Source organism: Mycolicibacterium iranicum, assembly GCF_002101705.1.
Classification (GTDB): domain Bacteria; phylum Actinomycetota; class Actinomycetes; order Mycobacteriales; family Mycobacteriaceae; genus Mycobacterium; species Mycobacterium iranicum.
Map to the genome: position 1 here is coordinate 420,338 of NZ_LQPC01000047.1, position 17,355 is coordinate 437,692.

At 65.8% G+C, this 17,355-nt stretch carries 18 protein-coding genes; 13 read left to right on the top strand and 5 right to left on the bottom strand.

Annotation, left to right across the window (positions count from 1 at the left end; translation table 11 throughout):
- Nucleotides 1–9: 9 nt before the first annotated feature.
- Nucleotides 10–1,734, bottom strand: a complete 1,725-nt coding sequence (locus AWC12_RS23265; RefSeq protein WP_085177168.1) for a CocE/NonD family hydrolase — start codon at nucleotides 1,732–1,734, stop codon at nucleotides 10–12.
- Between the two features lie 62 nt (nucleotides 1,735–1,796).
- On the opposite strand from AWC12_RS23265, the gene AWC12_RS23270 reads away from it, so the two are divergent.
- On the top strand, nucleotides 1,797–2,390 hold the full coding sequence (locus tag AWC12_RS23270) for a TetR/AcrR family transcriptional regulator (RefSeq protein ID WP_085177169.1): 594 nt from the start codon (nucleotides 1,797–1,799) through the stop codon (nucleotides 2,388–2,390).
- A 47-nt stretch (nucleotides 2,391–2,437) separates the two neighbouring features.
- Here the strand turns inward: AWC12_RS23270 and AWC12_RS32060 are convergent, their stop codons facing one another.
- Nucleotides 2,438–2,509: a hypothetical protein gene (locus AWC12_RS32060; protein ID WP_110808732.1), complete on the bottom strand. Its 72-nt coding sequence runs from the start codon at nucleotides 2,507–2,509 to the stop codon at nucleotides 2,438–2,440.
- On the opposite strand from AWC12_RS32060, the gene AWC12_RS23275 reads away from it, so the two are divergent.
- Nucleotides 2,498–3,253, top strand: a complete 756-nt coding sequence (locus AWC12_RS23275; protein WP_024447391.1) for a YebC/PmpR family DNA-binding transcriptional regulator — start codon at nucleotides 2,498–2,500, stop codon at nucleotides 3,251–3,253. The genes AWC12_RS32060 and AWC12_RS23275 overlap by 12 nt on opposite strands.
- 48 nt (nucleotides 3,254–3,301) lie before the next feature.
- Nucleotides 3,302–3,652: a hypothetical protein gene (locus AWC12_RS23280; RefSeq protein ID WP_234814122.1), complete on the top strand. Its 351-nt coding sequence runs from the start codon at nucleotides 3,302–3,304 to the stop codon at nucleotides 3,650–3,652.
- On the opposite strand, the gene AWC12_RS23285 is transcribed toward AWC12_RS23280, so the two are convergent.
- On the bottom strand, nucleotides 3,636–4,481 hold the full coding sequence (locus AWC12_RS23285; protein ID WP_085177171.1) for an alpha/beta fold hydrolase: 846 nt from the start codon (nucleotides 4,479–4,481) through the stop codon (nucleotides 3,636–3,638). The genes AWC12_RS23280 and AWC12_RS23285 overlap by 17 nt on opposite strands.
- A gap of 62 nt (nucleotides 4,482–4,543) precedes the next feature.
- On the opposite strand from AWC12_RS23285, the gene AWC12_RS23290 reads away from it, so the two are divergent.
- The 7 genes from AWC12_RS23290 (at nucleotide 4,544) to AWC12_RS23320 (ending at nucleotide 8,990) form a co-directional block, all read left to right on the top strand.
- Nucleotides 4,544–5,158: a TetR/AcrR family transcriptional regulator gene (locus AWC12_RS23290; protein WP_085177173.1), complete on the top strand. Its 615-nt coding sequence runs from the start codon at nucleotides 4,544–4,546 to the stop codon at nucleotides 5,156–5,158.
- A gap of 72 nt (nucleotides 5,159–5,230) precedes the next feature.
- On the top strand, nucleotides 5,231–5,554 hold the full coding sequence (locus AWC12_RS23295) for a hypothetical protein (RefSeq protein WP_024447387.1): 324 nt from the start codon (nucleotides 5,231–5,233) through the stop codon (nucleotides 5,552–5,554).
- 76 nt (nucleotides 5,555–5,630) lie between these two features.
- A complete protein-coding gene (gene ruvC, locus AWC12_RS23300) occupies nucleotides 5,631–6,221 on the top strand; it encodes a crossover junction endodeoxyribonuclease RuvC (RefSeq protein ID WP_024447386.1) in 591 nt (196 codons plus the stop codon).
- Nucleotides 6,218–6,805: a Holliday junction branch migration protein RuvA gene (gene ruvA / locus AWC12_RS23305; protein ID WP_085177175.1), complete on the top strand. Its 588-nt coding sequence runs from the start codon at nucleotides 6,218–6,220 to the stop codon at nucleotides 6,803–6,805. The genes ruvC and ruvA overlap by 4 nt, the downstream gene beginning before the upstream one ends.
- 51 nt (nucleotides 6,806–6,856) lie before the next feature.
- Nucleotides 6,857–7,876: a Holliday junction branch migration DNA helicase RuvB gene (gene ruvB, locus AWC12_RS23310; protein ID WP_420087734.1), complete on the top strand. Its 1,020-nt coding sequence runs from the start codon at nucleotides 6,857–6,859 to the stop codon at nucleotides 7,874–7,876.
- 17 nt (nucleotides 7,877–7,893) lie between these two features.
- The gene (locus tag AWC12_RS23315) at nucleotides 7,894–8,280 is read left to right on the top strand and encodes a DUF1304 domain-containing protein (protein ID WP_085177179.1); all 387 of its coding nucleotides are present in this window, start codon (nucleotides 7,894–7,896) and stop codon (nucleotides 8,278–8,280) included.
- A gap of 71 nt (nucleotides 8,281–8,351) precedes the next feature.
- Entirely contained in the window at nucleotides 8,352–8,990 is a 639-nt protein-coding gene (locus AWC12_RS23320; RefSeq protein ID WP_085177180.1) for a hypothetical protein, read from the top strand.
- On the opposite strand, the gene car is transcribed toward AWC12_RS23320, so the two are convergent.
- Nucleotides 8,987–12,475 carry a carboxylic acid reductase gene (gene car / locus AWC12_RS23325; RefSeq protein ID WP_085177181.1) on the bottom strand — a complete coding sequence of 1,163 codons (3,489 nt, stop codon included), beginning with the start codon at nucleotides 12,473–12,475 and terminating at the stop codon, nucleotides 8,987–8,989. The two genes, AWC12_RS23320 and car, sit on opposite strands and share 4 nt — an antisense overlap.
- 310 nt (nucleotides 12,476–12,785) lie before the next feature.
- On the opposite strand from car, the gene AWC12_RS23330 reads away from it, so the two are divergent.
- A complete protein-coding gene (locus AWC12_RS23330) occupies nucleotides 12,786–13,160 on the top strand; it encodes a hypothetical protein (protein WP_234814123.1) in 375 nt (124 codons plus the stop codon).
- Between the two features lie 258 nt (nucleotides 13,161–13,418).
- On the opposite strand, the gene gabT is transcribed toward AWC12_RS23330, so the two are convergent.
- The gene (gene gabT, locus AWC12_RS23335) at nucleotides 13,419–14,762 is read right to left on the bottom strand and encodes a 4-aminobutyrate--2-oxoglutarate transaminase (RefSeq protein WP_024447380.1); all 1,344 of its coding nucleotides are present in this window, start codon (nucleotides 14,760–14,762) and stop codon (nucleotides 13,419–13,421) included.
- A gap of 395 nt (nucleotides 14,763–15,157) precedes the next feature.
- On the opposite strand from gabT, the gene yajC reads away from it, so the two are divergent.
- Both yajC and secD read left to right on the top strand, forming a co-directional pair.
- Complete coding sequence (gene yajC, locus AWC12_RS23340; protein WP_024447379.1) at nucleotides 15,158–15,502, top strand: preprotein translocase subunit YajC; 345 nt, start codon at nucleotides 15,158–15,160, stop codon at nucleotides 15,500–15,502.
- Nucleotides 15,503–15,566: 64 nt separating this feature from the next.
- The gene (secD, locus tag AWC12_RS23345) at nucleotides 15,567–17,354 is read left to right on the top strand and encodes a protein translocase subunit SecD (protein ID WP_024447378.1); all 1,788 of its coding nucleotides are present in this window, start codon (nucleotides 15,567–15,569) and stop codon (nucleotides 17,352–17,354) included.
- Nucleotide 17,355: the final 1 nt, after the last annotated feature.

Here is a 17,355-nt window from a genome sequence, read left to right on the forward strand (position 1 = left end):
GCCGAGCGGCTACGGGTTCAGCGCCGGAAGCAGCAGGCGTGACCCCGAGAACACCGTGTTGACGGTGCTGGTTCCCACGCTGGCGTGACGAAAGTTCATCATCGCCGGTGTGCTCGGATCCTGATCGTCGCTGCAGAGCACCAGCCGCACACGATGGCCCGCGTGGAAGCGACGAGCGTTCGGCACCAAGGGAATTCGATACGTCAGCTTCTCACCGACGGCCACGGCCACCGCTTCGTCGCACGGTAGGACGGGGGTGCCGTCATGGCTCCCGGCGTCATCGACCGTGCGCAGGCTGGCCCGCACCCACCCCGCTGTCACGTCGGTCACCTCATTGTCCGGGGCGAGGTCCTGAAGCGTGGCGATCCAAGCGGTGTCGGCGGCGGTGGCCGAGGCCTCCAGGCGCAACTCGATGGCGCCGACGACGTCGAGGTCGGCTGGCAGCGGAGCCGATGTCCACATCAGCGACGACGGAGGGTCGGTCGGGCTGGCCTTGGCGCGGTTGAGTCCGGTGCCGAGTGACAGGTACTCGCGGTGGCCGGGTTCTCCCTCGTCCTCGTTCAAGCTGCCGTCGCCGCGCAACGCAAAAAGTCGATTCGTGGCGGCGGGTGGCCAGGTCGGGCTCGTGCGCCAACCCTCGGTTCCCGGAAGGACGTAGCGGACGGCCGGGCCGTCCATGATGCCGGTGTCGGCACCTCTGAGCCAGTGGTCGTACCACGCCAGAGCCTCGGTGTGCAGACTCTCCCAGGGCCAGGTCAGGCCGAACCTGCCCAGCATCGCCATTCGTACATTCGGGTTGTGCTGCAACGCATTCCACGCCGTGAAGGTCGAGGGCAGGTGTAAGGGCACATTCTCCCAGTCGCACCCGAGGTAGACGGGGATGTCGACGTTCTTGAGCAGCGGCAGCACATTGCGCTCTTCCCACCACTCATCGCGCAGCGGATGCCTGACCATCGTCTCGAGCCAGAGGTCATCCCAGGGGTGTGGGTCGTGGGGCAGTCTGAGAAGGCCGCGCATCATCGTGACCGCCGCCTCACCGTTCATCGTCGCGAATCTCTCGTGCAGTTTCGGCGTGTTCAGCACCCTGCGTGCCAGTGCGATCACCGGGTTGCGTCGCCAGAACGCGTCGCTGCGATCGGACGTCAAGCCCATCATCGACAGGAACGGTGTGATGAACGACGAGCTCGCCAGCCCGTGGTGGGAGGCTGCGTCGAAGAGGTCGGCGGTCACCGCGACGGGAAAAATCGCCTTGAGGTGGGGAGGCTTCTCGACGGCGGCCTCCAGTTGAGTCATCGCGAAATAGCTGATGCCGATCATGCCGACGTTGCCGTCGCACCACGGCTGCGCCGCGACCCATTCCACGAGGTCGTACATGTCGCGCCGCTCCTGAGCGTTGAAGAACCCGAACGTGCCGCCAGATCCGCCTGTGCCCCGAATGTTGGCGATGACGTGCACATAGCCGCGCGATACCCAGAAGTCGGTGGCGCCCGCTTCGATGAATCCGGCAGGAGCGCCGAGGTCCTGCATCTGGCGCGGGTACGGCGAGGCGGCGATCAGTGCCGGATACCTCCCCGTCGACGTCGGGTGATGGATGTCGGCGAGGAGGTCGACACCGTCGCGCATCGGGACGCGCTGATTGGTCAGGTGCGCGATGCCGTACTGCGGCTGGCTGAGGTTGCGGTATTCGCGGCCGGTGTCCTGAGGACCGTTGAGCCGGCGTTCGCGGATGGGCATAGTCTCACGCTACGTTGAAACTAGTTTCAACGCAATGTGAAACTCGCGCTAGGATCGGATCCGTGCCGAAGGCCACCCCCGGTCCGCGCGACGAGCGCGGCGTGCTGTCCGCGCGGATTCTGGTCGCAGCGCGCAGGGCATTCGCAGATACCGGCTACGCAGGCACGACGATGCGGTCGGTGGCCCGCGCCGCCGACGTCGACCCCGCGCTCGTCTACCACTACTTCGGGTCCAAGGAAGCCCTTCTGGACGCGGCCACAACGCCGCCCCCGCGGTGGTTGGAGAGCGTCGCTGAGACCTGGACGACGCCGGTCCCGCAGCTGGGTGAGGCGCTGATCCGGCTGATGCTCAGCGCATGGGCGGATGACGAGATCGGTCCGGTGCTGCGGGCGATCCTGCAGACCGCCGCGCACGAAGCCGCTACGCGCGAGAAGCTGCGCCTCATCGTCGAGCGAAGCCTCATAGGCGTCTCGCAGCTCGGGTCGAGCGAGCGAGAGCGCTTGGTGCGCAGTGGGCTGATCTCGTCGCAGATCATGGGATTGGCGATGATGCGCTACGTCTGGGGCATTGAGCCCGTCGCGACCATGAGCGAGGAGGCGCTCATCGCGGCCGTAGCCCCGAATCTGCAGCGCTACATCGACGAGGACCTGGGGTGACGGCCACGTAGACTGGCCAACTGGACTTTGACTTCGAGCCACACTTATCAGCCAGAAGAGCAAGAAGAGCAAGAAGAGCAAGAAGAGCCAGAAGAGGTAGTACCTGCATGAGCGGCCATTCCAAGTGGGCCACCACAAAACACAAGAAGGCCGTGATCGACGCGCGTCGCGGCAAGAACTTCGCCAAGCTGATCAAGAACATCGAGGTGGCGGCGCGGACCGGCGGCGGTGACCCGGGCGGTAACCCGACGCTGTACGACGCGATCCAGAAGGCCAAGAAGAACTCGGTGCCCAACGACAACATCGAGCGCGCGCGGAAGCGCGGCGCGGGCGAGGAAGCCGGCGGCGCCGACTGGCAGACCATCACATACGAGGGTTACGGGCCCAACGGCGTCGCCATCCTCGTCGAGTGCCTGACCGACAACCGCAACCGCGCCGCGGGCGAGGTGCGCGTTGCGATGACTCGCAACGGCGGCAGCATGGCCGACCCGGGATCGGTGTCCTATCTGTTCTCCCGCAAGGGTGTGGTGACGCTGGAGAAGAACGGCCTGACCGAGGACGATGTACTGGCCGCGGTCCTCGACGCCGGCGCCGAGGATGTCAACGATCTCGGCGAGAGCTTCGAAATCATCTCCGAGCCCACCGATCTCGTCGCCGTGCGGACCGCGCTGCAGGACGCCGGCATCGACTACGAATCAGCGGAAGCCAGCTTCCAGCCGTCGGTGTCGGTCGCCGTCGACCTCGAGGGGGCCCGCAAGGTGCTCAAGCTCGTCGACGCGCTGGAGGACAGCGACGACGTGCAGGACGTGTACACCAATGTCGACATCCCGGACGACGTCGCCGCGCAGCTCGACGAGGACTGATCCGCCGACTGATCCGTCCTGCAGAGTGCATAATCCTGTTCGTCGTGGATGACGATCAGGGAAGTGGCCGGCCGCATGGAGAAGGTGACTGATCCCGACGGGGTGCAGTGGCGAGTTCGTCGGTGGTGGTGGAAGACCGTGCCGTGGGAGACCGGCTTTGCCACCCTCGATGCGCTCATCTTCCTGGTCGTGTTGCCGTTCATGGTGATGTGGCCGTTCTGGCTGGCGTCGAAATGGCTCGGCGCGTCCTGGACCATTCTGGTAGAGCGCGACGGCACCCAGGTCAGTCGTGAGCACGTGCGTGGTTGGGGCAAGTCGGGTGAGCGCGTGCGTGAGTTGGCGCAGCAGGCGCAGGCAGGCACGCTGGCGCACACCTTGGCCCTCACCGAGCAGCAGTGACGGCGAGGAACTGCCCGATCGCCTGCGCCGTCTGCACCGGCTGATCGAGCATGACCAGCACGTAGGCATCGTCGATCGTCTTGAGGCGGCCCTGTGGCAACAACTCGGCCAGTCGCCGCCCATGATCGGCGGGCATCACCGGGTTGTCGGTCCACAGAACCAGCGCCGGCCGGTCGAAAGCCGCCAGGTGTTCGGTGGACTTGATGAGCTCGTCGTCGCGGAACTTGGTGCGACAGTACTTGACCAGATCGCGCCGCACCGCCTTGTCGGTCAGAGCCGTTTCCACCCAACTGTCGAAAATCGTTTGTGGCACAGGCCTTTTCGCCATCATGCCGAACATCAACCGCTGTCTGCGCAGCCAGCCGATCTTGAGCTGGCGCATCGCCAGCCACACGGTGCCGGTGGTCCGGCTGGCCAGCCACGCGACCTTCCCGGGGAACCCCGGCGGAAAATTGTCGAAGGCCTCCGACGGACAGATCACAAGCCGCGAGACCCGCTGGTCGCGATTCATGTCGGTCAGGAACAGCGGGCCGCCCCAATCGGTGACTACGAGCGTGACGTCGGTCAACTCCAGCGCGTCGAGAAAGTCGGCGACGATGCCGATCATGCCGGGCAGCGTCAGGTCGGCGTCCTCGCGCATCGCGAGGTGGTGCCCGCCCATGGGTAGCACAGGAAGCAGGTAGCGGAAACCCTGTGGGAGATGGGGGAGGGTCAGGTCCCATTGGGAGTCGTTCATGAGCAGGCCGTGGAGTAGGACGACCGGTGGCCCCTCGGGGTCGCCCTCCTCGCGATATTCGAGAACCCCCGCCGTGACCTGCACCGTACGCATAATTCCTCCACTAGAACGATCATTCTAGAACGTATGCTCTAGCCTGACACGAGGAGGTGCGGATGGCAAGGTCCACCAAGGAGTCGATCCTGACCGCAGCTGCGGAGCTGATGCGGCACAGGGGTTACGCCGGCGTGGCGATGAAGGACATCGCCGAGGTGTCGGGGGCGCCGATCGGATCCCTGTACCACCACTTCCCGGGCGGCAAGGTCGAGATCGCGCGTCAGGCGCTGACGAACGCCGGCCTTGCCTACGGACTCCTGATCCCCACCATCGTGGACGGCTACGACGACCTCGGGGCGGCCGTGGAGGGGGTGTTCACCCAGGCTGCCGAGGACATGGCCCAAACCGGCTTCGCCAACATGTGCCCGGTCGCCAGCGTGGCCGGGGAGATCTCGGACACCGTCGAGGAATTGCGCACCGCCACCCGCGACATCTTCAAGGCGTGGATCGACGGCGGCACGGTGTACTTCGCGTCCCGCGGGCTCGACGAAACATTGGGCAGGCAGGTGACTCTGGCGATCGTCGGGGCGCTGGAGGGGGCGTTTCTGCTCGCCAGGGCGATGCGCGACGCCGAGCCGCTCCTGGCTGCGGGCCGGACGATGGCACCCCAGTACCGCGGCATCGAGCTGACCCCGCGGCATGTCAGCGGCGCAGCGCATTCGATATCGACCTGACCTGCTCTGTTCGTCGCGTCCCTGCGGTGTCATTGCCCGGTCAAGCCGGTTGTCGGGCCCTATGCTTCGCGCATGCCAGTCCTCACGGATCCCTCGGGCGTGCAGTGGTCGGTGCACCGCAAGCTGTGGCCGTTCCCGTCGCTGGAGACGCTGCTCGACAACTTCGACTTCTTCGGCTGGGTGATCGGTCTCGTCCTGCTGCTGCCGTTCGTGCTGCTGTGGCCGTTCTGGCTGCTGACCAAATTTCTGGGCGGGCGGTGGGTGATCGTTGTCCAGCGCAACAATCACGAGGTCGAGCGAGAGCTCGTACGAGGCTGGCGTCGCTCCGGCGGCCGCATGGCCGAGCTGATGCTCCAGTTGTCCCAGGGTTGGCGCTCCGGGCATTACGCCATCTGACGCGTGTCCCTGCCGGACGGCGTCGCCCCGGACGGCTAAGCTCTCGAACAAATGTTCTCTTCGAGGAGGAGCTGGCGTGCGGGTGATGGGAGTCGACCCGGGTCTGACCCGGTGTGGGCTGTCGGTCATTGAGAGTGGGCGCGGCCGTCAGGTGATCGCGCTCGATGTCGACGTCGTGCGCACCCCCTCCGATCATCCGCTGGCGCATCGACTCCTCGCGATCAGCGATGCCGTCGAACACTGGCTCGACACCCACCGGCCCGACGTGATCGCGATCGAGCGGGTCTTCTCCAACCAGAACGCCAACACCGCCATGGGCACCGCGCAGGCCGGCGGGGTGATCGCGCTGGCTGCCGCCCGTCGCGACATCGACGTGCACTTCCACACACCCAGTGAGGTCAAGGCTGCAGTCACCGGAAACGGTCGCGCCGACAAGGCTCAGGTGACCGAAATGGTAACGAGAATTCTTGCGCTGCAACAGAAACCGACGCCGGCCGACGCGGCTGACGCACTGGCGCTTGCGATCTGCCATTGCTGGCGCGCGCCGATGATCTCGCGGATGGCCGCTGCCGAGGAGATGGCGGCCGAACAGCGCCGCAAGTACAAGGCGACGCTGAAGGCCGCGGCGGGAGCAAAGGCGGGCCCGATGTCGAAGAGCACACGATGATCGCGTCGGTGCGCGGTGAGGTGCTCGATATCGCACTCGACCACGTCGTGATCGAGGCGGCGGGCGTCGGCTACAAGGTGATGGCGACGCCGTCGACGCTGGCGACGCTGCGCCGGGGAACCGAGGCCCGGTTGATCACCGCGATGATCGTGCGCGAGGATTCGCAAACCCTGTATGGATTCGCCGACTCCGACGCCCGCGACCTCTTTCTGATCCTGCTGGGGGTGTCCGGGATCGGCCCGAGTATCGCCCTCGGTGCGCTGGCGATGTACGACGGCCCCGCGCTGCGTCAGGCGATCGGCGACGGTGACGTCACCGCACTGACCCGAATCCCTAAGGTGGGCAAGAAGACTGCGGAACTGCTCGTCCTGACCTTGCGTGACAAGGTCGGGACGCCGAGCTCTTCGGGCATGGCTTCGGCGGGTGGCCACGGCATCCGGGGGCCCGTTGTGGAGGCGCTCGTAGGACTGGGCTTCGCGGTCAAACAGGCCGAGGAGGCGACCGACAAGGTGCTTGCCAACGACCCGGAGGCGACGACATCGAGTGCGTTGCGTGCGGCGCTGTCGATGCTGGGGAAGAAGTAGCGCGTGGGCAGGTTTTCAGAAGACGCGGCAGATGACGCCGACGAGCGCGAGATGTCGCCGGCGTTGACGGTCGGCGAGGGCGACATCGACGCGAGCCTGCGCCCGCGGTCGCTGGGGGAGTTCATCGGGCAGCCTCGCGTACGCGAACAGTTGCAGCTCGTGCTCGAGGGCGCGAAGAACCGCGGTGGCACCCCTGACCACATCCTGCTGTCGGGGCCGCCCGGGCTGGGCAAGACGTCGCTGGCGATGATCATCGCCGCCGAACTGGGAACCTCGCTGCGTGTCACCTCCGGGCCCGCGCTCGAGCGGGCGGGCGATCTGGCGGCGATGCTGTCGAACCTGGTCGAACACGACGTGCTTTTCATCGACGAGATCCACCGCATCGCCCGGCCCGCCGAGGAGATGCTGTACCTGGCGATGGAGGACTTCCGGGTCGACGTGGTCGTCGGCAAAGGCCCTGGGGCGACGTCGATTCCGCTGGAGGTCGCGCCGTTCACCCTCGTCGGGGCCACTACCCGCTCCGGTGCGTTGACCGGACCTCTGCGCGACCGCTTCGGCTTCACCGGCCACATGGACTTCTACGAACCCGTCGAGCTGGAGCGGGTACTCGCCCGCTCGGCCGGCATTCTCGGCATCGAGCTCGGCGCCGAGGCCGGCGCGGAGATCGCGCGCCGGTCCCGCGGTACCCCGCGTATCGCCAACCGGTTGTTGCGCCGCGTACGCGACTACGCGGAGGTGCGCGCCGACGGCGTCATCACGCGCGACATCGCCAAGTACGCGCTGGAGGTCTACGACGTCGACGAGCTCGGGCTCGACCGGTTGGACCGCGCGGTGCTGTCAGCGCTGACGCGCAGCTTCGGCGGCGGACCGGTCGGTGTGTCGACCCTGGCGGTAGCTGTCGGTGAGGAGGCCACGACGGTCGAGGAGGTCTGTGAGCCGTTCCTCGTGCGGGCCGGGATGATTGCGCGCACGCCGCGCGGCCGCGTCGCCACCGCGCAGGCGTGGACGCATCTGGGAATGACACCGCCGGCCGGGGCAGGTGGGCTCGGCCAGGTCGGCTTGTTCGACTGATACGACAGGAGGAACCCATGCTGACGGCCGGTTTGATCGTTGCGGTGCTTGCGGCCCTGTTGCACGGGTACATCTTTGTGATGGAGTCCGTCACCTGGACCTCGCCACGGACTAGGGCCGTGTTCGGGATGACGGAGGATGAAGCACAGGCGACGAAGCTGCTCGCCTTCAACCAGGGTTTCTACAACCTGTTTCTCGGCATCGTCACGATCATCGGCGTCATCGCCGCATTCACCGGCGCCGTGGCCGTCGGAGTCGCGTTGGTGTTCGCCGGCGTCGGGTCGATGCTCGCGGCTGCGGTGGTCCTGCTGGCCGCTGCGCGCGACAAGGCTCGCGCCGCTGTCAGCCAGGGCGTGCTGCCGCTCATCGCGATCGTGCTGGTGGTTATCGGGCTGGTGCTTTAGCGCGGCCGTGGTGAGCCGGTTACCCCACGGAGTGCCTGGGTACTCGCTGTGCATCCTGTTGAGGAGGAATCATGGTTGACACACCGACCCGGGCGCACCGGGGCTCCATGCAGATCCCGCGCAGCCGAGGCGCCGTCAGCGGGCTGCTCGTCGTGCTGTTGGGCATGTGGGGCGCACTCGCGCCGTTCATCGGCCCGCTCTTCGATTTCGCGTTCAGCCCCGACCGTCCGTGGGTGTGGACAATGGGCCGCGGCTGGCTGCAGGTGCTGCCGGGGCTGGTCGCCGTCATCGGCGGTCTGTTGATGTTTGTGTCGAGAAACCGCGCGACGGCCATGCTCGGTAGCTGGCTGGCCGTGGCCGCCGGCGCCTGGTTCGTCGTCGGGCGCGCCGTGGCGGGTCCGCTCGGACTCGGTGATCCGGGCCAGCCGGTGGCTACCAGCGACGCGCAGCGGGTGTGGCTCGAGCTGTCCTATTTCTCCGGTCTCGGAGCGCTCATCGTGTTCCTCGGCGCGCTGGCGGTGGGCCGACTTTCGGTGCGCTCCGCGCGCGACATCGCGTACCGCGAGGCACAGACCACTGTCGATCCCGTCCCGACCGATGGGCCGACCTCGTGGGATCAGTCCGATGCGGTGACGGCTCCCGTAGAGCGCCGGCGGCCCACCCTGTTCGGGCGTCGCCGCCGGCGCATCCGGGACAAGCTGCCCATCTAGAGCAGACCGAGTAGCTCCAGATCGGTCACGTACTTGACGATCACCGCACGGCTGATGTGCGGAATGTCCTTGTCGGGACCGATCTTCGCGTCCTGAACGGTCGCGCGGAAGTGGTCGGTCGGCGCCATAGAGCCGCGGATGGGAAGCTCCGGACTCTGATAGTTGTGCAGCAGAGGCAGCAGTGAGGCCTGCCGCTGCCTATCCGGCAATCCGTTGATCGCCGACGTGAACCGCTGCAACCATGTCGCATAGTCGCCCACCCGCTGCACCGGATAGCCGGCGTCGATGATCCAGTCGACGAACTCGTCGAGACCGATACCGTCGTCGTAGGGGTTCATGACGTGGTAGGTCTCGAAGCCCGTGACCGAATCATTGCGGACGGCGGCACCGAGAGTGGAGATGGCCTCGGCTATGAATTCCACTGGGAGACCGTCGTAGTGAGCCCGCTGCCGGTTGCCGGTCTCGTCGAGCTGATAGAACGAATTCGGCGCTACACCGGTGGCGACCAAACTCAGGATCAGCCGGGTGAACATGTCGGGCACGTTCAGCTGACCCGCGTAGGTGGTATCAGCAAGGATCATGTCGCACCGGAACACCGCCACGGGGAGCGCGCACAGATCGTGTGCTTCCCGCAAGAGCACCTCGCCCGCCCACTTGCTGTTGCCGTAGCCGTTGGCGTAGCTGTCGTCGACGGCGCGGGTGGCGCTGATCTGCCTGATATCGGCGCCTTCGGTGAACTGTCCGGGTTCAATTCCGGCACCGACGCCGATGGTGGACACATACACGAACGGCTTGAGGTGCGTTGTCAGCGCCAGCTTTATCAGCTCCGCGGTGCCGAGTGCATTGGGCCCGAACAGCTGGCTGTAGGGCAGCACGTGGTTGACCAGAGCCGCGGGATCGACGATCAGGTCGACGGTGTCGGCGAGCCGCTGCCACGTCTGCGGGTCGAGTCCGAGGTCTGGCTCGCCCTTGTCGCCCGCGATGACCTGAAGGTGGCCATCGGCCAGCTGCCGGTAATGCTCCAACAGCCGAGGATCACCACTGTCGAACGTGCGGTCGAGCCGATCACGTGCGGCGGCATCGTCTTTCGCACGGACCAGGCAGATCAACGTGCCGCCGACGATGGACAGCCGCTCCAGCCATTCCAGTGCCAGATAGCGCCCGAGGAATCCGGTGGCCCCGGTGAGCAGAACGGTGCGCACTTCGCGTCGTGGACCGGGTAATCCCACTGCCTCCGTGAGGGTCGTGGCGTCGATGAACTTGTCGAGTGTCAGGTCGCGGGCATGCACCTCGGTGGCACCGGCACCGTGCACCGATGCGAATGTAGGCCTCGTCGACCGGTTTTCACGTTCCGCTTCGATGTAGTCGGCGAGGGTGCGAAGGTCGGTCGCGGGGCTCACGATGACCCCGACGGGAACTTCGATGCCGAAGATGTCGTGAAGGAGATTGGCAAATGTCAACGCGGACAGCGAGTCTCCACCGAGGTCGGTGAAGTGCGCGTCAGGTTGCAGGTCGCCCGCCGCGGTGCCGAGGAGGGCGCCCGCGGCGCGGCTCACCGTTTCCAGTGCCGGACGGTCCGCCCCGGCGAGGCGTAGCGCGCGAAGCTCTTCGGCTTGCCCTTCGGCAAGCTCGGAGTACAGCGTTTCGAGCCGGTCGGCGTAGCGCTCCTTGAGCTTGGGTCGCGCCAGCTTGCGGATGCCGGTCAGCAGTCCGTTCTCCAGCGTGAACGGCGTGGTCTCCACGAGAAAGTCGCGCGGGATCTCGTAAGACTGCAAGCCCGCCGTCTTTGCCACGTCCTGCAGGGATGCACTGATGAGTGCCTTCACGTCGTCGTGGGCAAGCGCCGCCTCGGTCGGCACGACCACGGCGAGCAGGTAGGGGCGGGAGCTGTTGCCGTATACGTATATCTGGTGGATCCAGGGACTGTCGCCGAAGACTGCTTCCAGTTTGGAGACGGTGACGAACTCGCCTTGCGAGAGCTTCAGGACGTTGTTGCGCCGGTCGAGATAGACCAGCTGATCCGGTCCGGTCTCGGCGACGATGTCGCCGGTGCGGTAATAGCCGTCCTCGTCGAACATCTCGGCCGTCACCTCGGGCCGTTTGTAGTAACCCGGGAAAAGGCTCTCCGACTTGACCAGAAGCTCACCGCGCGGATGGGGCCGATCGGTGCGGAAGTAACCGAGGTCGGGGACGTCGACCAACTTGTAGTCGGTGACCGGCGGGCGCTGCACCTGTCCGTCGACAAAGACTGCGCCCGCCTCGGTCGAGCCGTAGCCGTCGGTCAGGTGCAGATCCAGCAGATCCTCCACGAACCGCTTCATCTCCGCCGACAAAGGCGCCGAACCGGACAGTGCGGTCAAATAGCGGCCGCCGAGCAGGCTCTGGCGTAGCTCGGCGTAGATCTCGGCCTCGGGCGCGCTGCGGCTGTCGACCTCCTTTGCGACCTCTGCGTAGACGGTGTCCCAGATTCGCGGCACGAACGACAGCTGCGTGGGTCGCACCAGTGCCAGATCCTCCAGGAAAGTCGAAAGATCGCTTCTGGCAGCGAAGTACGCTGTGCCACCCGATCCGAGCGTGCCGTAGAGCTGCATGCGACCCATGACGTGGCTCATCGGCATGAAGTTCAGCGTGATCGACGGGTCTGCACCGCGGTCACCCCAGCGTGCACGCCCCGACGGCCGCCACGCGTTGGAAACCATCTGCTGTGTGTACATCGCGCCCTTGGGGGCCCCGGTGCTGCCCGAGGTGTAGATCAGCAGCGCCAGGGTGTCCGCGCCGGGGGATGGTTGAGGCTGCACCGGCGTTGATGCCCAGCCGCGTTCGATCACTTCGGACAGCGTTTCCACGGTGATCGCGCTGCCGGTTTGGTCGAGGCGCCCGCGCGCTGCCGTTAGCGCGTCGCGGTGGTCGTCGACCTCAGGCATGTAGTCGAAGACGACGATGCGGATCACCGTCGGCGCTGCCATGGCGAGGTCGAGGGCGTCGTCGAGGTAGTCGATGGACGAGGCGATCACGACCGGCTCGGTCTCGGCGATGATGGGCCGCAAGGCCGTGACCGAAGCCGCGGTCTGCAGCGGCACGGACACGGCGCCGCGCAGGACCAAACCGATGTCGACGGTGGCGTAGTCGACGCTTGTGAAGCCCAGCAGCGCGACACGTTCGCCGGGGCGCACGTCGGCGAGGGCCGCTGCCAGAGCGTGTGCGCGTTGCGACACCTCGGCGTAGCTCAGCGTCTGAAAAGAGGGCAGCAGTTCTGCGGATGTACGTCCGGTGGCTGGATCGGTGACGAACCGAATCTCGCGCTGTCCGAGGGCAGGTCGACCGGCATATCCGTCGAACACGGTATCCACGATGGACGGGAGAGTCATATCCGGTGCGTCGATGGCGGCGACGATTGTGGCGTCGGGTGCGGCTTGTGCGAATTGACGATCGGTGGAATACAAACTGGCGATGCGGCGCTCGAGGCGATCCTCGCGAGTCGACATGATGCCTCCTCGAAAATAATTAGTGGGAAAATGGGCGCAACGTTGCGCCTACGAATTGCTACGTTGCTGAAACCCAAGGTATTCCGCGAATAGGCGGGTATGGGCTGTCAATACGCTGTGAAGATGTTGGCGAGGTGAGTGTGGCGCTGTGACAGCCGTCGCTGATGCGCCCCAATGTGTCGTTGGACACGCGGTTCTGCCGACTGGAGATCGCTGGGCTCGGCAAACCCGTTGCTGCGGAACGCTTTCCGCGAGGTGAGCCGCCATCAGGGGGAAGGGGCGGAAGGTCCGAGAGCGATAACGTGGTCGAATGGCGGGTAGCGACATGAACGTTGGAGTGGACACGGTGGTTGGAGTGGACACGGTGTCGGACATGCTTGCCGTGCGCCTGCCCGAACCCTTGGAAGACGATCCCGCGGTCATGGTTCTGGGTGAACGGCTGCACGGGCTTCTCGTTGCGCTCGGTGTGCCTGCCCGTGACTGGCTGTCGGTCGCACAGAGGTTGGACGTATGCGACACACGAACGGCTGACGCGCTCGGCGGCTACGTCGACGTCCTGGTCGCCGATCGGTGTGGCCGGCCCGGCGAGGACCTCGTGTCCGATCTGGTGACATTCGAGGTCGACGGCCGCGCGCTGACGGCCGATGAGCTCAGGGCGATCGTGGTGGGCCTGCTGATGTCCTGATCGAGGTCACGCCGCCGCGGTATCGCGGGCCCCGGCATGACAGACCGCATTCCCGCCGGCGCGCTTGCCCGTGTACGTGGCGTCGTCCAGCCGAGGTGAGCAGCCGGTCGCGAGTGACTCGCAATTCCTCCGGATCCCCGTCGTCTCAGGACGGGGCGACCCTGCACCGAGCCGTCAATAACGTTGTGGCACCGCCTATTCGGAGTCGTTTTCGCTCACCCCGAATAGGCCATCACGTGCTCTCGCGGAAAATCTCTCTCAGAGGTCGCGGAGAAGGAGTTCGAGGACCTCGAGACCCTCGAGCAGCAGCTCGTCGCTGATGGCCAGCGGCGGCAGGAAGCGCAGCACGTTGCCGAAGGTGCCGCAGGTCAGCACGATCACGCCGGCCTGGTGCGCGGCGCTACTGAGCTTCTTGGTCAGCTCCGCGTCGGGCTCTGTCGTGCCCGGTTTGACCAGTTCGACAGCGATCATCGCGCCACGTCCGCGGACGTCACCGATCCGGTCATCCTCGGCTTGCATCCGGCCGAGCTTGTCCTTCATCAGCGACTCGATCTGCGCGGCCCGCGCGACCAGTCCGTCGGCCTCGATCGTCTCGATGGTGGCCAGCGCGGCCGCACACGCGATCGGGTTTCCGCCGTAGGTGCCGCCGAGGCCGCTGACGTGCGGGGCGTCCATGATGTCGGCGCGACCCGTGACGGCCGACAGCGGCAGGCCGTCGGCGATGCCCTTTGCCGTGACGATCAGATCCGGGACGATGCCTTCGTGCTCGCAGGCGAACCAGGCGCCCGTGCGTGCAAAACCGGTCTGCACCTCGTCGGCGATGAAAACGACGTCATTGGCGCGGCACCAGTCCAGCAGCGTCGGCAGGAAGCCTTCGGCGGGAACGATGAAGCCGCCTTCGCCCTGGATGGGTTCGATGATGACCGCGGCCAAATTGTCCGCGCCGATCTGTTTGTCCATCACGGTGATGGCGCGACGCGCGGCGAGTTCGCCGTCGGTGGCCAGTTCCTTGCCTCCGAATTCGGCGTCGCGGAACGGATAGGACAGCGGCGCACGGTAGATCTCGGGTGCGAAGGGGCCGAAGCCGTGCTTGTAGGGCATCGATTTCGCGGTCAGCGCCATCGTCAAGTTGGTGCGGCCGTGATAGGCGTGGTCGAAGGCGGCGACTGCCTGCTTGCCTGTGAACGTCCTGGCGATCTTGACGGCGTTTTCCACGGCCTCCGACCCGGAATTGAACAGTGCGGAGCGTTTGTCGCCGTCTCCCGGGGTGAGGCGGTTGAGCGCCTCGGCGACTGCCACGTACCCCTCGTAGGGCGTGACCATGAAGCAGGTGTGCGTGAACTTGCCCGCCTGCTCGGCCACCGCGTCGGCGACCTTGGGGGATGCGTTCCCGATGGTGGTGACCGCGATACCCGATCCCAGATCGATCAGGCGGTTGCCGTCGACGTCCTCGACGATTCCGCCGAATGCCCGCGCCGTGTAGACGGGCATGGTGTTGCCGACCCCTCGGGCCACCGCTGCGCTTTTCCGCGCCATCAATTCCGACGACCGGGGGCCAGGAATGGCGGTGGCGAGATGGCGGCTCTGTTCGAGAGCGCTCACAGGAAACCTCCTTGAGGAGCCGGAGAGAAACAGAAGATTCGACGCTTGCGCGTGCGGTTCGAGCCTAGTCGCACTGAGCACCGATCCGTCGAGAACCATGCCGCTTCCTGGCGGAATCAGCAGTGTAGACCGAGAATGCCAACGAAATCCGCGGCGATATCGTCGGCAACGTGCGAAGCTCTGGGCGCTGCAGAGCTGCCTGGAGATTTTCTGTTCTCTCCGAGCTGACCGGGGGCGACTGAAGGAAACGCCGCTGATGGCACACTGGACCACTGAGTCCTTCACGACGGGCCAACACCACGACATGTCCGGGAGTCCCGGACACTCGATCGTGACATTGAATAATTCACACGAAACTCGAAGATCTCTTACAGAACTAGAAAGACACTGCCGCCATGGATCTGGTCGTATTCCTACCCCTGCTCATCATCATGGGCGCATTCATGTTCTTCGCCTCCAGGCGCCAGAAGAAGGCGATGCAGGCCACCATCGATCTTCACAACTCACTCGAGATCGGCGACCGTATCCACACCACGTCAGGTCTGCAGGGCACGATCAAGGGCATCGGTGACGATTACATCGACCTGGAGATCGCACCCGGCGTGGTCACCACCTGGATGAAGCTCGCGGTGCGCGACCGCATCGTCGACGACGTGGAGGACGACGATGATCTCGATGGCGACGTCGAATCCTCCGGCGTCGAGCTGACCAAGAGCCCGAACGAGAAGACTGACGGCTGAGATCTCAGCAGCAGCACGTACTCTTTGCGGTGCTGACGACCTGATCTCGAGGAGACCCTGACACGTGGCATCGTCTTCGACGGTTCACCCTGCCCGCTACCTGGCGCTGTTCCTGGTACTGCTCATCGGCGCATACCTGCTGGTGTTCATGACCGGGGACAAGAAGCCCGACCCCAAATTGGGCATCGACCTCCAGGGCGGCACCCGCGTCACCCTGACCGCCCGCACACCCGACGGCTCCCAGCCTTCGCGTGAATCGCTGATCCAAGCCCAGGAGATCATCAGCGCCCGCGTCGACGGCCTCGGCGTGTCGGGCTCCGAGGTCATCATCGACGGCAACAACCTGGTGATCACCGTTCCCGGCGACGACACCAGCGAAGCCCGCAGCCTCGGCCAGACGGCGCGTCTCTACATCCGCCCGGTGATCCACGTGATCCCGGCGGGCGAACAGCCGCCACCGGAGGCGGGGCCCGAGGGAGCCCCACCCGGAACGATCCCCGGTATGCCTCCCGGTGCGATTCCCGGTATGCCGCCGGGGGCCATCCCCGGCATGCCGCCCGGGGGCGCAGCGCCCGAGCCCGCGGCACCCGCCGCGCCTGAGCCCGCACCGCAGCCGCGCCCCTTCCCGCAGCAGCCCGCTCCGTCTCCGGAGCCCGCGCCGCCCGCGCCTGCCCCTGGGCAACAGGCGCCACCTCCCGAACCGGGTGCCCCCCCGTCTCTCCCCGGCGACCGCGGCGACAGGCCGATCGCGGATCAGATCCAAGACGAGAAGCAGTTGCGTCAAAGCAGCGAGCAGGCCATCCAGATCCTGGCGCTGCAGTTCCAGGCCACCCGCTGCGGTGAAGAAGACGTTCTCGCCGGCAACGACGACCCGAACCTGCCGCTGGTCACGTGTTCGCAGGACGGCAACGAGGTCTACCTGCTGGACAAGTCGATCATCAACGGTGAGGAAATCGAGAATGCGTCCTCTGGGCTGAACCAGCAGGCCGGCGAGTACGTCGTCGACCTGTCGTTCAAAGACCAGGGCGCCAAGACGTGGGCGGATTTCACCGCAGCCAATGTCGGTACCCAGACGGCGTTCGTCCTGGACTCCAAGGTCGTCAGTGCGCCGGTGATCAACGAGCCGATCCCGGGCGGAAACACCCAGATCACCGGGCAGTTCACCCAGGACACGGCGCGTGAACTTGCCAACGTGCTCAAGTACGGGTCGCTGCCGCTGTCGTTCGACTCGAACGAAGCCGAGACTGTTTCGGCGACGCTGGGCCTGTCATCGCTGCGGGCAGGTCTGATCGCCGGTGCGGTCGGGCTGGCCGCCGTGCTGTTGTACTCGCTGCTCTACTACCGGGCGCTCGGCATGTTGATCGCGCTGTCACTGGTGGCCTCGGGTGCGATGGTCTTCGCCATCCTTGTGCTGCTGGGCCGATATATCAATTACACCCTTGACCTGGCCGGTATCGCCGGCCTGATCATCGGTATCGGCATGACGGCGGACTCGTTCGTGGTGTTCTTCGAACGAATCAAAGACGAGATCCGTGAGGGGCGTTCGTTCCGCTCCGCGGTGCCGCGAGGGTGGGCGAGGGCCCGCAAGACGATCCTGTCCGGCAATGCCGTGACGTTCCTGGCCGCCGCTGTGCTGTACTTCCTCGCCGTCGGCCAGGTGAAGGGATTCGCGTTCACGCTCGGACTGACAACCATCCTCGACGTCGTCATCGTGTTCCTGGTGACGTGGCCGCTGGTCTTCATGGCGTCGAAGTCGCCTACATGGGCCAAGCCGTCCCTCAACGGATTGGGCGCCGTCCAGCAGATCGCACGCGAACGCCGAGCTGCCGCGAACGCGGCGGGACGGGGATAGA